Source organism: Nocardia elegans NBRC 108235 (genome assembly GCF_001612845.1).
Lineage (GTDB): Bacteria > Actinomycetota > Actinomycetes > Mycobacteriales > Mycobacteriaceae > Nocardia > Nocardia nova.
The window spans coordinates 92,483-108,889 of record NZ_BDBF01000021.1; the positions used below are offsets into that span (position 1 = coordinate 92,483).

The following is a 16,407-nucleotide window of genomic DNA, read 5'->3' on the forward strand; positions in this document are numbered from 1 at the left end:
GCAAAGTTTCGGCGAGGATCTGCGGAATGTGGAATGCGAAGGTGGCATTGTAATAAGTGCAATTAGCGCACTCATTTACCTATAGAATTTACGTTCGTCCGGCCCCGGTCGACACACCGTGGGACCATCTGTTCAAGGAGATCACATGACTTCCGCTGCGCGCCTTGCCGATCGCGTCGCGATCGTGACCGGCGCCGGTCAGGGCCTCGGCCGGGCGATCGCGCTGCGGTACGCCGCCGAAGGGGCCCAGGTCGCCGTCGTCGACATCAACGAGGCCACGGCCGAGAAGGTGGCCGGGGAGATCACCGAGGCGGGCGGCAAAGCCGTCGCCGTCGCCTGTGACGTCTCGGACCGCAGCGCGGTCGACCGGGCCGCGGAGCTGGTGACCGCCAAGCTCGGCCCGGCCAACGTACTGGTCAGCAATGCGGGCGTCACACGCACCGCCCTGATCACGAAGATGACCGACGACGAGTGGTCGCGCGTACTCGACATCCACCTCAACGGCGCCTTCTACTGGTTGCAGGCCGTGGTGCCCGCGATGAAGGAGGCGCGCAAGGGTTACATCATCTTCACCAGCTCCGCGGCCGGGATCAACGGGACGATCGGTCAGATCAACTATGGGTCCGCCAAGGCCGCACTCCTGGGTATGACCCGCTCGGCCGCGCGTGAGCTGGCCCGGCACAACATCATCGTCAACGCCGTGGCGCCCGCGGCCGCGACCGAGATGACCGAGACCGTGCGCACGGACCCGCGCTTCAAGGACGCCTACCTCGAGAAGATCCCGCTGCAGCGATGGGCGCAGCCGGAGGAGATCGCCGGCGCGTACGCCTTCCTGGCGTCCGAGGACGCGAACTACATCACCGGACAGGTGCTTCCGGTGGACGGCGGACTGGTCATGGTGCGCTGATGGCCGCAGATGTGCAGCGGCTCGAAGCCGCGGAACTGACCACCGAAGAGCAACGACTGCGGGAGGAAGTCCGCGAATTCCTGGCCGAGCGTTTGCCGGCGGGGAGTTACGACATCGGGCTCGGAATCGCGGCCGATATCGACGCGGAATTCTCCCGCGACCTCGGCAAGCGCGGTTGGCTGGGAATGGCGCTGCCCGAGGAGTACGGCGGTGGCGGCCGAACGGCGGTGGAGCGCCTGATCGTCGTCGAGGAATTGCTCGCGGTCGGGGCCCCGGTGGGCTGGCACTGGGTTGCCGACCGCCAATCGGGGCCGAATATCGCGGCCAATGGCACCCACGAACAGAAGGGGTACTTTCTCCCGCGAATTGCCAAGGGGGAGTTGTCGTTCGCGATCGGGATGAGCGAACCCGAATCGGGTTCGGATCTCGCGTCGGTGCGTACCAGGGCAGTCCGGGTCGGCGACGGCTGGCTGATCAACGGAACCAAAATATGGACCTCCGGTGCGCTGGAGGCGACGCATATCCTCGGGCTCTTCCGCACATCCGACGAACGGTACGGGGGCCTCACACAGTTCATCGTGGATCGCCGGAGCAAGGGGCTGCGAGTATCACCGATTCCGTTCATCGACGGGACCCGGCATTTCTGTGAAGTGTCGTTCACCGACGTCTTCGTGCCCGACACCATGCGGCTGGGAGACATCGGCGCGGGCTGGGGACAGAACAAGGCGGAGCTCGTCCTCGAACGCGGGGGAGTGGACCGGTGGATGTCGCTGATGCCGGTCCTCGAGCGTTGGGCAGCGCATCCGAGCAGTGCGGATCCGCGATGGGCCCGCAGCGATGTGGGGTCGATTGCCGCCCGGGCCTGGGCATTCCACGGTGTGTCGCTGTCGATAGCGAGGGCTGTGGACGAAGGCCGCTCGCCCACCGTCGAGGCGGCGCTGGCCAAGGAAATGGCGACCCGGTTCGAACAGGAATGTATCGAGATCGTCGCGCGTCATTTCGGCCATACACCCGACTTGTCCTCGGCGGACCCCTATGAGTCGCTGCTCGCCCGGGCCATTCTCACCGGACCCTCGTGGACCATTCGTGGCGGCACGACCGAAATTCTGCGCAACATCATCGCGAAAGGGTTGATCCGGACATGAGCGAAGTCGTCCGGCGCGATCCGGATCTGGTCCGGCTCGTCACGGAATTCTTCTCGCAGACATTCACTCCGGATGTGGTGACAACGGTGGAGAACACGGGTTTCTCACCCGGTCTGTGGTCCTCGGTGGAACAACTCGGCCTGCCGCTGATCGGAATCGAGGAAGACCTCGGCGGTTCCGGCGGCTCGCTGCTGGATCTGCTGGCCGTCGGCCACGCGGCCGGAGAGTATGCGGTGCCGCTGCCGCTGGCCGAGACCAGCCTGGCCGCCTGGTTGCTCACCTGCGCCGGTGCGCCGGTGGAGCCTGGACCGATGACCGTGATCCCGGATGCGACCCGCCTGCGTCTGGACGGAAATCGCCTGTCCGGCACCGCCGGGGACGTGGCATGGGCTAGCGGCGCCACCCGCGTGGTCGCGATCGTCGAGGACGGTAGCGGGTCCTCGCGCGTCGTTTCGGTGAATGCGGCGGATCTCGATATCGAAGCGAGCACCGACCTCGCCGGTATGCCGAAGGATCGGATATCGGCCGCGCACGTCGAGGCGCAGACCTGGGCCGGTGACGTCACCGCCGATGCCCTGCTGCTTCGTGGCGCGCTGCTGCGCTCGGCGCAGATGGCGGGCGCGATGACCGCGGCCTTCGATCTCACCAAACGATATGTCGAACAGCGGGTGCAGTTCGGTCGGCCGATCGGTGCATTCCAGTCCGTCCAGACTCACATCGTGGAGCTGGCGCAGGCATCGACATTGACCACGCTCTCGGTCGATCGGGCCGGGGTCGCGGCATTGCGTGGCCGGGCGTCGTTCGAGATCGTCGCGGCGAAATCGCTGGCCAACCGAAACGCGGGCCTCGCGGTCCGGGCCGCCCATCAGGCCCACGGCGCGATCGGGATGACGAGGGAGTACTCGTTGCAACTGCTCTCGCGCCGCCTGCAGGGCTGGCGCGGGGAATTCGGCGACGAGATGACGCTGAACATGCGGCTCGGCGCGGCGATGGCCCGGGAGCGCGGTATCGCCGCCGCGGTCACATCGGTCGGTTCGACGGTCGCCGTCTGAGCTGCGCTCGCTCCGTTCAACGCAACACGACGCTTTATCACTCAGTGGAAGGAACATCGCGCATGACCCGTTCAGTGCCCTTGGCCGAGGGGTTGTTCACTTGGCCTTCGGACGATCCCGCCCTGATCGGCGGGAAGGCCTCCGACGGCAGCATCGTCTTCCCCTACCGTGAGCACCGCCTCGTCGGTGGCCGCAGGGAGAAGCTGGAGCCGGTGGAGCTGCCCCGGCGGGGCACGCTGTGGACGTTCACCACGCAGCGGTTCTGCCCGCCGATTCCGCCCTACGCGGGCGACGCCGAAGCCTTCGAACCATTCGCGGTCGGATATGTCGAACTTCCCGGCGCGTTGCGGGTGGAAGCTCGGTTGACCGAGCCCGATCCGGAAAAGCTGCGAATCGGTCAGCCGATGGAGTTGCGGATCGTGCCCTTCGGCAAGAACAAGGAAGGTGCGCAGACGATGATGTTCGCCTTCGCTCCGGTCGACGAGAAGGAGGACAGCCGTGGCGAGCAGTGAGGTCGCGATCATCGGAGTGGGTCTGCACCCGTTCGGGCGCCATCAGGGCAAGTCCGCCCTGGAGATGGGCGAGGACGCGATCATCGACGCCCTCGCCGACGCCGACGTGGCCTGGCCGGATATCCAGGCCCTCTACGCGGGCAGCATGGAGGTGAAGAACCCCGAGAACGTCGTCTCGCTGCTCGGTCCCACGGGCATCCCGACGCGCGCGGTGTTCACCGGATGCGCCACGGGCGGCACCTCACTTGCCATGGCGGCCAACGCGATCCGGGTCGGTGATCACGACCTGACGCTGGCGGTGGGGCTGGACAAGCATCCGCGCGGCGCCTTCTCCGACCACCCGTCGGTGGTCGGGCTCCCGGACTGGTACGGCGAGATCGGCCTGTTCCTGACCACCCACTTCTTCGGTATGAAGATCAACCGCTACATGCACGACCACGGGATCTCGCACGAGACGCTCGCCCGGGTGTCGGCAAAGGCGTTTCGCAATGGCGCGGCCAATCCGACCGCGTGGCGGCGCAAGCCGGTCACCGAGGCGGAGGTGCTGGCCTCGCAGGTGCTCAATTATCCGCTGCGCCAGTACATGTACTGTAATCCGGACGAAGGGGCGGCGGCCGCCGTCCTGTGCCGCGCGGACCAGGCACACAAATACACCGATACACCTATCTATCTGCGGGCCTCCCAGCTGTCCTCCCGCCGGGAGGGCTCGATCGAGGTATTGACCCCGTCGCTGAATATCGAGACCGCGCCGAGCCCGACCGTCTTCGCGTCCCGGGCCGCCTACGAAGAGGCCGGCATCGGTCCCGAGGATGTCGACGTCATCCAATTGCAGGACACCGACGCGGGCTCGGAGGTCATTCACATGGCCGAGAACGGTTTCTGCGCCGACGGCGATCAGGAGAAGCTGCTCGCCGAGGGGGCGACCGAGATCACCGGGCGGCTGCCGATCAATACCGACGGCGGACTGCTCGCCAATGGCGAACCGGTCGGGGCGTCCGGCCTGCGGCAGGTGTACGAACTGGTCAACCAGCTGCGCGGGCGCGCGACCGGCCGGCAGGTGGAGGGTGCGCGGGTCGGCTACGCGCAACTCTACGGTTCCCCGGGCACGGCCGCGGTCACGATTCTGTCGCGCTGACACGAAGGGGCCCAAGGATTTCGGAAAGGAGCACCATGCCATCGGAGCTGACCCTGGGTGCCATCATCGGTGACAATGCGGTGCGGTTCCCGGATGTTCCCGCCTATATCGCCGACGGGGAAATCCGCACCCACGCCCAGTTGCTTCGTCGTGCGACGGAATTGGCCGCCGCACTGGGCGAGCGCGGCGTGCGCCGCCAGGATCGCGTTGCGGTACTGAGCCGCAACGGCATTCGCTTCGGCGAGGTGCTAGCGATGGGTCAGCTCAGTGGCATAGTGGTCGCGACGGTGAACTATCGGCTGGCGGTGCCGGAGATGGGCTCGATCCTGCGCGACGCCGCGCCGCGGGTGCTGTTCTTCGAATCCGAATATCTGGCAGCCGTGGAAGAGCTTCGCCCGGGGCTGACCGGTGTCGATCTCTATGTATGCCTTGACGCTCCGGCTCCCGGCGCCGTGGAATACCGGGAATTGCTGGCCGCGGGCGCCGATCGTGAGTTGCCGTTCAGCGCGGTGGCGGCCGACACCGCCTGCCTGATCTACACCACCGGAACCACCGGACGTCCCAAGGGATGCATCCTGGGCCAGCGTGAGCTGCGGCGGATGGGTGCCGTGCTCAACGGCGAGATGCGTAGCGGGAGTAGCGATCGTGCGCTGCTGGTGATGCCGATGCTGCATATCGGCGCGATCGCGATCGCGCTGGGTGTGCACGCACGCGGCGGCACCGCCGTACTGCACCGGCAGTTCGAGCCGGCCGCGATGCTGGCAACCGCGGCCGCGGACGGGATCACCATCCTGCACCTGGCGCCGACCATGTTGCAGACGTTGGTCGACGTGGCCGGCCCGGACAGTCCGGCACTGGCCGGCATCCGCACGGTGGTCTACTCCGCGGCCCCGGTCACCAGCACTATTCTGCGTGCGGCGATGGCGGCGATGCCGAATGCCGGATTCCTCAATCTGTACGGGCAGACCGAGGTGATCACCTCGGGCCTGCCGCGCGAGCTGCATCGCACCGCGACCGAGGACGACCGGCGGCGGCTGACCTCGGTCGGCCACCCCTTTCCCGACACCGAGGTCCGGATCATCGACGGCGACGTCCGGGAGTGCCCGCCGGGACAGCCGGGAGAAATCGTGGTTCGCTCGGACGTGATGTTTCGCGGCTACTGGAACAACGACCGGGCCACCGCCGAAACGATTCGCGATGGCTGGTGTCATACCGGTGATGTCGGGGTGTTCGATACCGAGGGTCTGCTGTACCTGGTCGACCGGAAGAAGGATGTGATCATCTCCGGCGGCGAGAACGTCTACTCGGTGCAGGTCGAAGAGGTTGTCGCGAGCCATCCCGCGGTCGCGGAATGTGCGGTGATCGGCATCCCGGACCAGCGCTGGGGTGAATCCGTCTGTGCGGTGGTGGTCCCGGTCGAGGGAGCCACCGTCGATGCCGACGACCTGCGTGACCATGTCGCGGCGCGGATCGCCCGATACAAGGCGCCGCGCCGCACGATCGTGGTGGACGAGCTGCCGAAACTGCCGACCGGAAAGCTGGACAAGAAAGTGTTGCGGGCTCGTTACGCGGGTACCTGATCCGCATTTCCGATGTAGCGCAGCACTTTTCGGCTGCGGGGCATGCCCGGCAGATTTTCGGTGTCCGCCGCGGGAGTAACCGCACCGTTCGCGGTGTTCTCGTGCCCGACGCCGGGGCGGACCGGGAACAAGACATTGAAGTTAATAGTGAGATATTTAGACTATATGCCCAGACTGTGGCGGCCGCCACGGGCTGGTGAAAGGACCCTCCGATGCCACTCGATCCTGCTGCTACTGTTGTTGTGAGTGACACCGATCCGATTGCGGCGGAGGGGTTCTGGGATCTGATCCGCGAGCGCGCGCAACGATCGGCGCGCCTGCCGATGCTGGTCGACGAAAACGGCACCACACTGACCTTCGGGGACTTCCGTGCACGGGCCGAGCGGGTCGCGGCCGCATTGCAGGCCGAGGGAATCGGCCCGGGGACGCGGGTGGCCTGGCAGCTGCCGACGCGGATCAGCACGTTGCTGGTGATGGCCGCGCTGGCCCGGCTCGGGGCGGTGCAGGCGCCGATCATCCCGATCTACCGGGAACGCGAGACCGGTGCGGCGGTGGCCGCCGCCCAAACCGACACGATGCTGATACCGGGAACGTGGCGCGGCACCGACTACCGCGCGATGGCCGCGGGGTTGCCGGGGACGCGTCGAGTACTGACCATTGGGATGTCCGCACCCGAGTCGGCGGATATGGCGGCGCTCCCGCCCGAACCCGGTGTCTCGCAGGATATCCGGTGGGTCTACTTCACCTCGGGGTCGTCCGGTCTGCCCAAGGGGGCCTGTCACGGCGACAGCTCCCTGCTGGCCGCGGCGCGCGGATTCACCCAGCGCGGCGCACTCGGGCGCGAGCCCGGTGAATTCGGCGGAATACCGTTCCCGGTGGCCCATGTCGGCGGTGTGGTCTATCTGATGTCGCTGCTGCTGGCCGGATTCCCCGCGGTCGTGGTCGAGGCGTTCGATCCGGCCACCACGTCGGAGCTGTTCCGCCGGCATCGCGTGACATTCACCGGCGGCAGCACCGTGTTCTACACCGCACTGCTCAACCAGCAGCGCACACTGCCCCCGGGTGAGCGGCTGTTGCCGAGCCTGCGCCTGCTGAAGGGTGGCGGAGCGCCGTGCCCGCCGAGTGTGTATCACGCGGTCCGCGCCGAACTGAACGCGACGGTTGCGCACGACTACGGCGCGACCGAGGTGCCGATGATCTGCGTCGCGTCCCCCGACGACACCGACGAGCAGTTGGCACACACCGAAGGCCGCCCAATTCCGGGACTTCGGCTGCGCGTCGTCGGCGAGGACGGGGAGCTGCCGCTGGGGCAGGACGGGGAAATTCAGGTCCAGGGCGCATCGGTATTTCGTGGCTATACCGATCCGGAGCTGACAGCCGCGGCGTTCACCGCCGACGGCTGGTTCCGCACCGGTGATCTGGGTCATCTGCGTTCGGACGGACATGTGGAGGTGACCGGCCGCCTGAAGGACATGATCATTCGCAAGGGTGAGAACATCGGACCCGTCGAGGTGGAGGCGCTGCTCGCCGAACATCCTGCCGTGGCCGAGGTGGCGGTGATCGGCCTGCCCGATGACGAACGCGGTGAGCTGGTGTGTGCGGTGATCACCGCCCGTCCGGGTGTGGCAACGCCCACCCTCGACGAGGTCGCTGCGCACCTGCGGCGGGCGGGCCTCATGCCACAGAAGCTGCCCGAGCGCCTCGAGGTCGTGGCGGAGCTGCCCAAGACCGGGCTGGGAAAGCTGGACAAGCAGTCGCTGCGGCGGACCTTTTCCGGAGCATGATCGGATGCGCACGTCCGAGACGGCCGGCGGGCGACCGCGTTATTCCGGCGCGATCCGGATCAGCCCCTCCTGAACGACGGTCGCCGCCAGCTCGCCGCCGCGCCGGAAGATCGAGCCACGGCACAGCGCCCGGGCCGATCCGGCCCAGATGCTTTCCTGCTCGTACCACAGCCACTCGTCGGCAGGGCCGGGTGAGTGGAACCAGATGCTGTGGTTGATGGTGGCGAAGCGCAGATCGGGGTCCTGTGCGGTCCGGCGATGCGGACCGAGCGAGGTCGACAGCAGTAGCGCGTCGGAGAGATAACCGAGTACGGCGGCATGGACCACGCCGTCGTCCGGCAGCGGCTGCAGGGGACGCACCCAGAACCTCTGGGAAGGCGCCACGGCGGTGCCCTGGCCGGCAGAAACCCGGACCGGGGTGTCGGGGAAGCGGAATTCCAGCATCGTGGTCTGCTCGAGTGCCGACAGCCATGACCGACCGGCACCCTCGCCCACGATCTGCGCGGCCGGTTCGACGTCTTCGGGATCGGGTGCGGACAGCGTCGTAAGTTGGTGTGCCAGACCGCTTTCGGGCCTCTGAAACGAGGCGGTGGCGGTGAAGATGATCCGGTCGTGCTGGGTGGCCGTGACAAGCCGGGTGGTCAGTGACGTCCCGTCGTGCAGGGGTTCGACCCGGTAGGTGACAGGAGAATTACCGTATCCCGGGCGCAGGAATGTGGTCTGCAGGGCGTGGATCGGCCGGTCGTCGGTGACCGTGGCCCGGGCGGCGAGTATGGCCTGTCCGGCGGTGACCCCGCCGAAGATGCGCGGTGCCGCGGTGGGCCGGGCAGGGCCGAGAAATTCGGATCCGCCGATCCGGTGGATGCTCAGGACATCGGCCAGGGAGACCGGATCGACAGTCCGCGTCGCCATACTCATCGCCGGAACCTCTTCTCTCGGTGGCAAGTCCGCACAGCGGACGTACCCAGTCGACTGTTTCGCTTAACTATCTAACTATATGGCGAAACCCTGTGAAGGTGCTACCGGTTCGCGTTGGGGCCGCCGTGCGCAGGCTGTTGTGAGACCCGATCACCCGATTCATCGCGAGCGGAGCCTTCCGTGCCGCACGAACTAACCGAGATCGAATCACCCGCCGTGGGCACGTTGGTCATCGTCGGTGAGATCGAGGTGGAATACCCGGTCGGCACAGTCGTCGGCCGGATCGAATAGCCGGGCCGGCGGCGCACCTAGCGATCCGCGGCCGCGCGCCGCAACGGCGCCGCGACCTCGGTGGCGAACAGGTCGAGCGTGCGTGCGGGGGCGTGGTCGTGGAAGCGCAGGATGAACAGATCCACGCCCAGCGACCGCTCGCGGGCGAAGTATTCGACGAGTTCGGCTGGTGTACCGACAACCGATGGGCCCCAAGATGATTCGGGCATGCGCCGCAGAAGTTTCGCGCGCACGGCTTCGGGATCGTCGCCGGGATGGACGAGGCCGACCGGATATTGTGCGGAGATGCGCGCGCTGCCGCGCAGCGGCGCGAGCCGGTCCATACGCTCGCGGGCGCCGGCGACGCAGTTCCACCAGTCGGCGTATTCGGCGACCAGCGGCATCGTCAGGGTCGGTCCGCCGCCACCGATGTGGATCGGGATCCGGTCCTGTGCCGGTACGGGCAGCCCCCACGCGTCGTGCAGCTGAAAGTGCTTGCCCGCGTAGTCGAAACGTTCACCGGTGAACATCAATGCCAGGATCTCGAGCGTCTCGGCCAGTCGTTGCGAGCGCACCCGCGGCGAACCGGCCTCGATGCCGAACCGGTCGAATTCCTCCTCGACCGACCCCCAGCCCAGGCCCAGATCCAGGCGGCCGCCGCTGATCCGATCCAGGGCCGCGGCCATCTTCGCCAGCACCGCCGGATGCCGCAATGGTGCACATCCGACCAGATGGCCCAGGCGGATCGTGGCGGTCGCGGTGGCGATGGCGGTGAGCAGAATCCAGCTCTCCGGCACATCCACCGGCGGGGTGGCGGGGGCGTAGAGATGATCCATGAGCCAGAACGAATCGAAACCCGCGTCCTCGGCCGTGCGAGCGGTGGCTATCACGGCATCCGGGCTGGTGTTGAACTGCGGGAGGAAGACCCCGAATTGTGGAATCGGCTCGGGCATCGGTCACAGCCTCGCCTGGGCCCAGTACGGGTCGCGCAGCAGCTTCTTGTATAGCTTTCCGTTGTCCTGCCGGGGAAGTGCGCGGGCGAAATCGATCGATCGCGGCCACTTGTAGGGGGCCAGTCGGCCGCGGCAGTGGTCGAGCAGCCGCTGCGTCAGCTCCGGTCCCGCGTCGGCCCAATCAGCGGGCTGGACAACAGCTTTGACCTGTTCGCCGAGGTCCGGGTCCGGCACCCCGAAGGCGGCCACATCGGCCACCTGCGGGTGCAGGATCAGCACATCCTCGATTTCGCGGGGATAGATGTTGACTCCGCCCGCGATGATCGTGAAATCACGCCGGTCGGTGAGATACAGATATCCGTCGGCATCCAGCTGCCCGATATCGCCGAGGGTATGCCAGTCCGGATGCGCCGGATGCGCGACGGCCGCGGTGCGCTCGGGGTCGTGGTGATAGCTGAAGTTCGCGCCGGCGGTTTCGAAATAGACGGTGCCGATGTCGTCGTACGATAGTTCCTCGCCGTTGTCGTCGCAGATATGGACGGTGCAGCCCACCGGCCGCCCGACCGAGCCCGGATGGTCGAGCCATTGCTCGCTGGACAGCGCGGTGGTGCCGAAGTTCTCGGTGCCGGAGTAGTACTCGGTGATGATCGGCCCCCACCAGTCGATCATCTGCTTCTTGATCTCGATCGGGCACGGTGCCGCGGCGTGCACGGCCACCCGCATGCTGGACAGATCGAAGCGGGACCGGATCCGCGGCGACAGCTTCAGCATGCGCACGAACATCGTCGGTACCCACTGACTCGACGTGACCGAGTATTCGTCGATGGCGCGCAGGGCGGCCTCGGCATCGAATTTCGGCATGATGGCCACCGTACCGCCACTGCAGTGCACCAGGCATGAAACTCGCAGTGGCGCAGCATGATACAGCGGAGCGGGGGACAGGAATACGGTGTCGGCGTCGAGCCCGAACAGGGCTCGCCCGCTGGGCAGTAACTCCGCGTCACCGTCGGCGGCCGGGTGATCGGGCAGCGGGTAGCGGATGCCCTTGGGCCGGCCGGTGGTGCCGGAGCTGTAGAGCATGAAGGTACCGCGGACCTCCTGATCGTCCGGTCCGCCTGAATACCGCGCGGCCGCGTCGTCCAGCGATTCGTAGGACGTGCTGGTGCCGTCGAGCATGAAACGCCGCGCGACATCGGGAGTGAGGTCGACGATCTGTTCGGCCACCGAGGCCAGCGCGGCAGTCGTGATGACCGCCTTCGCGGTGCTGTCGTTGACCAGATAGGCGACCTCGGCGGCGGTCAGATGGGGGTTGACCGGAGTGACGTACAGCCCGGAATTCAGTCCCGCCCAGACCAGCTCGAAATATCGCAGGTGGTTCTCGGCGAGGATGACGTAGTGGTCGCGGGGCCGCAATCCGGCCTCCCGCAGCAGCCGGGCGAGCCGGTTCGCACCGGCGACCAGATCGCCGTAGGTCTGCACGGCGCCGGTGGCGGTATCGATCACCGCCGGCTTATCCGGCGTGGCGGCGGCGAAGTGAGCTGGGTACACGTACTCTCCTGTTGTCGCTCGATGTGCGTTGCCCGACGTGATCGTCGATCACCTCGCGGGCTTCACGATTCGCTGATGCTGTGCACCCACTGGGCGGCCCGGTCGAAGAACTCGGCGCCGTTGAGCGCCATATTCATCGAATGGCCCGATCCCGGCAGCACATAGGTCTCGAGCTTTGCGCGGGGGAAGAACGGGCGTTCGGAGCCGTACAGGGCCCCGGCGCTGGAGCAGTCGGTGAGGGAGCCGCCCGCGCCCTGCGCGCAGAAGACCTTGTCCGCGGTCCCGTTGGCGATCAGCACCGGCACCGCGATATCGAAGGTGGTGGGGATGAAGACCGGGATGGTGGCCAGAATGCCGACCGTACCGGCGACACGTGTCGCCTCATCGGCGGCCACCACTCGCGGATCGGAGTCTCCCGGTGCGTAGAAGGCGGCCTGGCGGGCGCCGGGGACGCTCAGGTAGCCCAGGTCGCCGGGGGGTATCCCGCCCGCGGTGGCGGGATCGTCGAGTGCGGGGCGCGCCGCGCCGACGATGGTGGCGACCCCGCCGGGCCCGGGGGCGTGTGACGCGCCGCTGACCAGCAGTCCGTCCACATCGTGGTAGGTGCCGGCCTCGAGCATCGAAGTCAGCGAGCCGAACGAGTGGCCGACCAGCACGACAAGGTCCCATGCCCGGCCCAGGGCGCCGGCGCGTGCGGCGCCGATGACCTCGTGCACGGCCTGCGCCGCCGACAACGCCGAGACCTGCACCCCGCCCGGCTTGGAACTGGAGCCGACACCGATCGGGTCGATGGCGAGAGTGGCCAGTCGGGCGCGTGTGGCATGCTGGACATAGGAGTAGCGGCCGTCGAATCCGGGGAAGTCCCAATAGGTTCGGTCGTAGGTGGCGCCGGGGACGAGTATCTGCAGTACCCGGGCCGGAGCGTCCGGTACGCAATAGGTTCCGGAGATCTGGGCACCGCGGTCCGCGGTGATCGGAATCGAGACTTCCGTGCACCGGGTGCTGCCCGCCGGTGCGGCGGTCGCCGGTGCCGCCACGCCCGCGAAGGCCATGACAGCGATAACGACCGGCCAGAACCGTACTGCCCGCAGACTTGTCATTCTCGACCGTCCTTCCACTGTGTCCGAGTGTCGAGAATGCTAACAGTCAATAGAACAATAAGATTACCAATTAATCTAATTCTGCCCGGGTGATCTCAGGCCAGTGCGAGAGTGGTCAGGATGTCGGGGCTGAAGGCCGCGGCCGGTGGCGTCCCGGGGCCGGAGTGGATGCCCTCGAGTGCTGCGGTCGTCTCCGGGTGCTCGGTCACCAGTTTCTGCATGCGTGCCCGCTTGGCGGTCCGGTCGGGCAGCCCGAACGCCGAGAGCATGTCGGTGAGCGCGGTGGCGAAACGCAGTCGGGCCATGCGCACGCTGCGCTCCTCGCTGTAGCCACGCAAGGTCGCCGGGGTCCACGTCCGGTTGTCCAGCAGCGCTTCGGCGAGCAGCCGGGCATCGCGCAGGGCGATACTGAGCCCTTGGGCGCCGACGGGATTGCTCCACCCCGCCGCGTCGCCGATCAGGGCCACGCCGGGGACAACGGGGGTATCGGTCCAGGCATCGGTCAACGGGAAGGTGGCGCAGGGGCCCAGGGGCTGCGCCGTGGCCAGGGCGTCGCCGCACGGCAGTGCGGGGGTGCGGTAGGCATCGAGGAATCGGCTGATCCGGTCCGGCCCGGTGATGCGTTCCGGATCGGTGGTGCGGCGGCCCACGTAGAGCCGGATCCGCCCGTCGGCGCGCGGGATGACGATGTACTGGTTGCGACCGCTCACCGCGATCGTGGTCTCGGTGCGATCCCATGCGCCGTGGTCGTCGACGAGCATGCCCGACAGCATTACTCGTGGGCTGGTGATGGTGAATGGGATCTGTGCCGCGGTTCGGGTGGCCGAGTTCTTGCCGTCGGCGCCCACCACGATCCGGCAGTCCAGATGGTGTTCGGTTCCAGCGCTTTCGTAGTCGACCGATGGTGTCGCGCCGTGCCCGACGGCACAGCGGGCGACACCGCGCACGACCGTGGCGCCCGCCTTGGTCGCAGCGGTGGCCAAGGCCTCTCGCAGCTCGGGGTGGCCGACTCCGATGACGCCGGGCGCCTGCGGTACCGCCGCGCTGAGATCGATCGCCCCGCGCCGCGCCCGGGCGATGTCGAGACTCTCGTCGTAGGGCACCATCCGGGTGATCACCGAGGCGCCGGCGGCGCCGGTGACGGCTTCGGCGATGCCGAGCTCGATCGCTTCGAGAAATCCCCACGGCACCAGGGCCTCGCCGCGAACCTGGTCTCGATAGACCGGCTCGCGCTCGAGTACGGTCACCGCCACCCCGGCCGCCGCCAGTCGGGCCGCCAATGCGCATCCGGCCACGCCGCCGCCGATTATGACTGCGTCACAACGCATTCCATCCTCCTCGAGTTCATTTACTGGTGCGTAATGAGAAGCTCATTTACTGTGACATAATGATTCGCGGAACGCGAGAGAAGCTCGACCGCCCGGAGGTGTCGGTGGCACGTCAGCGTGGTGGGACACAACCCGTCCCTTTGTCGGCGCAGGACATCCTCGAGGCCGCACTGCGGATCGTGCAGCGGTGCGGTCTGGATGGGCTGACGGTGCGCGCGGTCGCCGACGAGCTCGGGGTCACGCCGCCGGCGGTGCACTATCACCTGCGCGGCGGGGAGGATCTGAATGATCGCGTGATCGAAGCGGTGGCCTCCCGCATCGAGATAACCGTCGACCCCGAGGCGCCTTGGGTGGATCAGTACGCCGATCTGGTGTCGAGCATGGACCGCGCGTTCCTGCGCTATCCCGGCACGGGCACGCGGGTGCTCACGGCCGCACGCGAATCCCGGGCCGCTCAGCGCCTGACCGGTGCGGCGCTGTCGATTCTGCGCACCGCCGGGTTTGGCGAGGCGGACGCGGTAGACCTCTTCACGGCCACGTATCTGATGTTCGCCGGGTGGCTGGCCACCCGCGGCCTGCGCGAGACCGGCGGCACCCATCCGGCGTTGATCGCCGCCGGTGTCACGGTACCGGACCTGGCAGACGGAACGGCGCTCGACCGGCCACTGCGGCGACTGCTGGAAAACGCTGCGGCGGCCCGTTCGGGCCCCGGGAACGAACGAGATAATGCAGGAGACAGGAGAATACGATGACCGAAACGACCGCGATCGAGCGCTACTTCGCTGCATGGAATGTCGGTGACGCCGACGCCATTATGGCAGCGCTCGATACCGATGTCGTACTCGAGGATGTGCCCAGCGGCCACATCGCCCGCGGCCCCCGCGAGGCGCGGGCATTCGTCGCCGGGGCGCTGGAGAAGGCGCCCGGGGCCTCCTACGACGTGGTGAGCAGCCATATCAGCGGGGATGCGTTCGTCGTGGAATGGATCATGCAACCGATCGGGTTGCGCGGCGCGTCGGTCGGCTCACTGCGCGGGGGGCGCATCAGTGCCAACCGTGACTATTGGAATGCGGGCCCGGCCCCGGCCTGAGCGTGAACAGCGGAAGGGCGTGCCACCGCCGTGGCGGGCGAGACCTGTTACCTGCGGCGCAATCCGCTCTATCCGCAGAATTAGAATATTTAGATAACTGATTCTACTATGGGGTGATGTCGCCCAGCGTCGCGGCCGAGTTGCCGCCAGGTGCTCGCGGTCGCGACGGGCGATCGGATCGAGACGAGGAGCAAATATGAATCTGGCCGACAGTGTGGTGTTGGTGACCGGGGGCGCGGGCGGACTCGGTGAGGCCGTGGTCCGTGAGGTTGCCGCGGCCGGTGCCGCGGTGGTCATCGCCGATCTCGCCGACGAGAAGGCCGAGAAACTCGCTGCCGACCTCGGTTCCAAGGCCAGGTATGTGCGTACCGACGTGACCGACGAGGACAGCGTGCGCAATGCGGTGGCCGAGGCCGGCAAGCTCGGCACCTTCCGGCACGCGGTGGTGGCGCACGGCGGTTTCGGCGTCGCGGAGAAGGTGGTCGGCAAGGACGGCAGCCCGGCGAGCTTGACGGGCTTCACCAAGACGATCGACCTGTATCTGACCGGCACCTACAATGTGCTGCGCATCGCTGCGGCGGCCATCGCGGAGACCGAGCCCGACGAGGACGGACAGCGCGGCGCCATCGTGGCCACGGCCAGCATCGCCGCCTTCGAAGGTCAGATCGGCCAGATCGCCTACTCGGCGGCCAAGGCCGGTGTGGTCGGTATGACCATCGTGGCCGCCCGCGACCTCGGGTCGCTGGGCATCCGGGTGGTCACCATCGCGCCGGGCACCATGCGCACGCCGATCATGGAGTCCGTCGGCGACGAGGCGCTGGCCAAATTCGCCGCCAACATCCCGAATCCGCGGCGGCTGGGAAAGCCGGAGGAATACGGAGCGCTCGCGCGCCACATTCTGGAGAACACCTACCTCAACGGCGAGACCATTCGACTCGACGGTGCGCAGCGCTTCACCCCGCGGTGAACGCGTGACCTGGGTCCGTCCCCGGACGGGCCCGGGTCGGCCGGTTCAGAGCTCCACGCGGAAGACGGTTGTCGACACGTGCGCAATGATCTCGCCGCTGGAGTGTGATTCTTGAATA

The 16,407-nt window shown here is 67.3% G+C and carries 15 protein-coding genes; 10 read left to right on the top strand and 5 right to left on the bottom strand.

Going from position 1 to position 16,407, the window contains the following annotated elements; genetic code table 11:
- The first annotated feature begins 145 nt into the window (after positions 1 to 145).
- The 7 genes from NE2_RS16710 (at position 146) to NE2_RS16740 (ending at position 8,115) form a co-directional block, all read left to right on the top strand.
- Positions 146 to 907 (top strand): SDR family NAD(P)-dependent oxidoreductase, encoded by a 762-nt coding sequence (locus tag NE2_RS16710; RefSeq protein ID WP_063027178.1) that lies wholly within the window; start codon positions 146 to 148, stop codon positions 905 to 907.
- A complete protein-coding gene (locus NE2_RS16715; RefSeq protein ID WP_063027180.1) occupies positions 907 to 2,052 on the top strand; it encodes an acyl-CoA dehydrogenase family protein in 1,146 nt (381 codons plus the stop codon). Before NE2_RS16710 ends, NE2_RS16715 begins: the two co-directional genes overlap by 1 nt.
- The gene (locus NE2_RS16720) at positions 2,049 to 3,104 is read left to right on the top strand and encodes an acyl-CoA dehydrogenase family protein (protein ID WP_063027182.1); all 1,056 of its coding nucleotides are present in this window, start codon (positions 2,049 to 2,051) and stop codon (positions 3,102 to 3,104) included. Before NE2_RS16715 ends, NE2_RS16720 begins: the two co-directional genes overlap by 4 nt.
- A gap of 62 nt (positions 3,105 to 3,166) precedes the next feature.
- A complete protein-coding gene (locus NE2_RS16725; RefSeq protein ID WP_063027184.1) occupies positions 3,167 to 3,616 on the top strand; it encodes a Zn-ribbon domain-containing OB-fold protein in 450 nt (149 codons plus the stop codon).
- Positions 3,603 to 4,751 carry a thiolase family protein gene (locus NE2_RS16730; protein ID WP_063027186.1) on the top strand — a complete coding sequence of 383 codons (1,149 nt, stop codon included), beginning with the start codon at positions 3,603 to 3,605 and terminating at the stop codon, positions 4,749 to 4,751. The genes NE2_RS16725 and NE2_RS16730 overlap by 14 nt, the downstream gene beginning before the upstream one ends.
- Positions 4,752 to 4,786: 35 nt before the next feature.
- A complete protein-coding gene (locus tag NE2_RS16735; RefSeq protein WP_063027195.1) occupies positions 4,787 to 6,331 on the top strand; it encodes an AMP-binding protein in 1,545 nt (514 codons plus the stop codon).
- Positions 6,332 to 6,573: 242 nt separating this feature from the next.
- Positions 6,574 to 8,115 carry a class I adenylate-forming enzyme family protein gene (locus NE2_RS16740; protein ID WP_233429803.1) on the top strand — a complete coding sequence of 514 codons (1,542 nt, stop codon included), beginning with the start codon at positions 6,574 to 6,576 and terminating at the stop codon, positions 8,113 to 8,115.
- A 39-nt stretch (positions 8,116 to 8,154) separates the two neighbouring features.
- Here NE2_RS16740 and NE2_RS16745 read toward each other — a convergent pair whose 3' ends face one another.
- The 5 genes from NE2_RS16745 to NE2_RS16765 all read right to left on the bottom strand — a co-directional run bounded on the left by NE2_RS16745 (position 8,155) and on the right by NE2_RS16765 (position 14,232).
- Complete coding sequence (locus NE2_RS16745) at positions 8,155 to 9,033, bottom strand: acyl-CoA thioesterase (protein WP_063909404.1); 879 nt, start codon at positions 9,031 to 9,033, stop codon at positions 8,155 to 8,157.
- A gap of 308 nt (positions 9,034 to 9,341) precedes the next feature.
- Positions 9,342 to 10,256 carry an LLM class flavin-dependent oxidoreductase gene (locus tag NE2_RS16750; protein WP_063027199.1) on the bottom strand — a complete coding sequence of 305 codons (915 nt, stop codon included), beginning with the start codon at positions 10,254 to 10,256 and terminating at the stop codon, positions 9,342 to 9,344.
- A 3-nt stretch (positions 10,257 to 10,259) separates the two neighbouring features.
- Positions 10,260 to 11,804 carry an AMP-binding protein gene (locus NE2_RS16755; protein WP_063027201.1) on the bottom strand — a complete coding sequence of 515 codons (1,545 nt, stop codon included), beginning with the start codon at positions 11,802 to 11,804 and terminating at the stop codon, positions 10,260 to 10,262.
- Positions 11,805 to 11,866: 62 nt separating this feature from the next.
- The gene (locus NE2_RS16760; RefSeq protein ID WP_106958373.1) at positions 11,867 to 12,904 is read right to left on the bottom strand and encodes an alpha/beta hydrolase; all 1,038 of its coding nucleotides are present in this window, start codon (positions 12,902 to 12,904) and stop codon (positions 11,867 to 11,869) included.
- A 95-nt stretch (positions 12,905 to 12,999) separates the two neighbouring features.
- Positions 13,000 to 14,232: an FAD-dependent oxidoreductase gene (locus tag NE2_RS16765; RefSeq protein WP_063027205.1), complete on the bottom strand. Its 1,233-nt coding sequence runs from the start codon at positions 14,230 to 14,232 to the stop codon at positions 13,000 to 13,002.
- A gap of 140 nt (positions 14,233 to 14,372) precedes the next feature.
- Here NE2_RS16765 and NE2_RS16770 point away from each other — a divergent pair, with 140 nt between their 5' ends.
- The 3 genes from NE2_RS16770 to NE2_RS16780 all read left to right on the top strand — a co-directional run bounded on the left by NE2_RS16770 (position 14,373) and on the right by NE2_RS16780 (position 16,289).
- Complete coding sequence (locus NE2_RS16770) at positions 14,373 to 14,984, top strand: TetR/AcrR family transcriptional regulator (protein WP_218018616.1); 612 nt, start codon at positions 14,373 to 14,375, stop codon at positions 14,982 to 14,984.
- Positions 14,981 to 15,322 (top strand): nuclear transport factor 2 family protein, encoded by a 342-nt coding sequence (locus tag NE2_RS16775; RefSeq protein WP_063027207.1) that lies wholly within the window; start codon positions 14,981 to 14,983, stop codon positions 15,320 to 15,322. Before NE2_RS16770 ends, NE2_RS16775 begins: the two co-directional genes overlap by 4 nt.
- A gap of 196 nt (positions 15,323 to 15,518) precedes the next feature.
- Positions 15,519 to 16,289 (top strand): SDR family oxidoreductase, encoded by a 771-nt coding sequence (locus NE2_RS16780; RefSeq protein ID WP_063027209.1) that lies wholly within the window; start codon positions 15,519 to 15,521, stop codon positions 16,287 to 16,289.
- The last annotated feature ends 118 nt before the right edge of the window (positions 16,290 to 16,407 follow it).